Source organism: Gammaproteobacteria bacterium, from assembly GCA_003696665.1.
Lineage (GTDB): Bacteria > Pseudomonadota > Gammaproteobacteria > Enterobacterales.
Genome location: RFGJ01000099.1, coordinates 1 through 2,850, shown reverse-complemented (window position 1 = coordinate 2,850; position 2,850 = coordinate 1). Strand labels below are relative to the sequence as shown.

1 protein-coding gene is annotated in these 2,850 nt (G+C 52.7%); it reads right to left on the bottom strand.

Features of this window, described 5'->3' with window-relative positions; translation table 11 throughout:
- Positions 1-161: 161 nt before the first annotated feature.
- Complete coding sequence (locus tag D6694_03445; GenBank protein ID RMH46579.1) at positions 162-1,982, bottom strand: hypothetical protein; 1,821 nt, start codon at positions 1,980-1,982, stop codon at positions 162-164.
- Positions 1,983-2,850: the final 868 nt, after the last annotated feature.

Here is a 2,850-nt window from a genome sequence, read left to right as displayed (position 1 = left end):
TTACGGGGGAGGCGACCATGAACATCTGGACACTGATTCTCATTCTCGCCCTGCCGCTGACGGCATGGGCGCAGCAGGGCATGAGCGAAGAGCAGATGCCAAATTGATACCAAGGGACATGTCATCTGTATCGTTTCCAGATAACATGTCCCCAATTTTCATCACTGCACCACCAGATCGCCGGCAAAACCTCGCACCACAAACGTATCGTTACCGATGTACTGCAAATCAACGGCGTCATACTGATCGCCACGAATCGATCCGGAAGGCCCAGGAAGGGTGCTGTTCAAAGAGGCATAGATCGATCCCAGCGGCTCGCCCACATAGATTTTGCTCCCATCTCCAGATAGGGCCAAAGAATTCCAGGACCCCAGACTGCCATGAGCTGTCCAGGTTATCCCGAAATCGGTAGAGATATAAATCTGATTGCCACCGGATCCAACGGCAACAGCTGCAAGGACCCGACCATCGGCTGATGAAGCCAATGCCACCCAGGTTCTGGACAGCTCGTGCGCCGTCCAGTTGGTGCCCAGATCGGTTGAAATGAGAACCTGACTGTTAAGCCCCAAAGCGACCAATTGATCGCCGCTAGCAGAAGAAGCAACTGCTGACCAAATCTGAAGAGGGCTTCCTCCCGTATTCCAGGTGGAGCCGAAATCAGTCGAGACGTAAAGCTGACCGGTAGCCAATGTAGAATAATCACTCTCAGCGGCAATCAACTTGCTACCATCAGCCGAAGACGAAACAGCAACCCATTTTCTTGCGGATTCGCGTGCCGTCCAGGTGATGCCAGAATCTGCCGAAGTATAAATCTGTCCGCCATTGACCGTGGCCACAAGATGGACACCATCGGCAGACGAAGCAACTGCGTTCCAGTTTCTCGCTGATTCGTGTGCCGTCCAAGTAACACCCGAATCGGTCGAGATGTAAATCTGCCCTCCGTAGACCACGGCCACCAGCTTGCTGCCATCTGCGGAAGAGGCAACCGCACGCCAAGCCCGAGCTGACTCGCGCGCAGTCCATGTCAAACCATAATCGGTCGAAATACCGAGCTGACTGCCAGAACCAGCCGCCACCAGTTCACTGCCGTCAAAAGACACCGCAAAAGAGGTCAAATTTCCAACAGAGTTGCGCCTAACCCATGTGTCGAGGTAGTTGACAACATTCTCGGTGATAATCGACTGACCTGGATTCTGGGCGATTTTCCAACCTCCCGCACCGACGCCTGTGACTTCAACCAAATCCCCATAGGTGGGTGCAACGGGTAGGGTGATGACAACTTGCGACGTCGGATTATTGGCCATATAGCCAGTATTGGACACCGCCTGTACAGAACCAGCGGTCACATCCTGCCAGGCCACCCCGGTACCAGCCCCCCCAGGAGCACCATCGCAAACGTAATAACTGGAGGAGACTTCTCCTGCGTCCAACACCCCGTTGCCATTGCTGTCCAGCCCATAATTGACCTTGTTGCCACCATTGGCACAAAACAAACCGGCAGATTCAGGCACAACGGATACTAGGCTGTTGAGGCCGTTCCCACCATTTGCACCACTGGCACCATTGCAGATGTAATTGGTTGTTGACACCTCACTGGCATCGAGCACACCATTACCGTTACTGTCCACCCCGGCTTCAATTTTATTGCCACCGTCGGCACAATTAGAACCTGCCGTTTCGGCACTGATAGCCACCAAAGAATTCATCCCACTACTACCGTCATTACCATTGCAGACGTATTGGGTCGCCGTCACCTCGACAACATCAAGCACACCATTGCCGTTGGTGTCGATACCGGTATCAACCTGGATCCCTCCATTAGGGCAAGTCCCTGTAATGGCCAAAGGCTGCACGGCAACGGCTACAGAATTTTTCCCGGCAGAACTCGAAGAAACCGCCGACCCACTCTTCCCACCACAACCAGAAGTCGAAAGGATGAAAAAAACAGCAAGGATGACAAGAAAAGATTTACCGACAGCCACAGTACCCTCCTTTTGCCTCAGGCAGGTCAAAAGTGAACAGAAATAAAGGAAACCGAAGAGATGCGCGCGGACAGAAAACCGCCAAATATGCGCTAAAAGGTAAGGCACTTTGCATAAAAAGCGGGTTACTTCTCATCAAATAACCCTAAAGCCCTTCTGTCAACTTAAAAAATCCTCTTTATAAAACCGTCCAATCCTCAAACGCCCCCAAAAGGCCAACCACAAAAGGACACGACCACCTGTGGCAGAACAAAGTCATGCAACGGAGCTGCCATACTGGATCAGCCATGCGGGCGAGGTGGATAACGGGGTGTACGAGTTGAACAATGGGACTACAAATCGGGCTTTGCCAACGATTCCCGTCGCAGAGAGATGAGTCAAATCGAGTGGTCCAGAAATAACAACGCCGCAGATCGCATTGATGTTATCCCCGTCGACAGTCTGATACAGGCACGGTCCAACAGATGCCCTTTGCCAATCCCGAACATGAAACATCGGAGCGTCACGTTTGTGACGAGTAGAGATGCCGTTCCCTGAGATGATGATGACGCCAGCGAAACGCATCGGCTGTGACAGGGTGGTCATTCAGCGATTGGACGACGCCTCTCAGGCCTGACCATCAAAGAGCATCAAGATAGTCAGCAACGGTTTGAACAATCACACCGGCAGTCAGTTCAGGCTGGTTGAAGTAAGCTCCGAAGTGCTTGCGGTCACCAGTCAGCAGGTGACTTGCCTTTCCGGCGGGCGTGGCGGAGAAGAAATTATTGGTATCAAGGAAAAAACGATCGCGCTTCACTGTTTGCCCAGTTCAACCAGAATACGTTGCCTTTCAGCGCTGGAAAGCTGGTCCTCCTCCTGCCACGCCGCG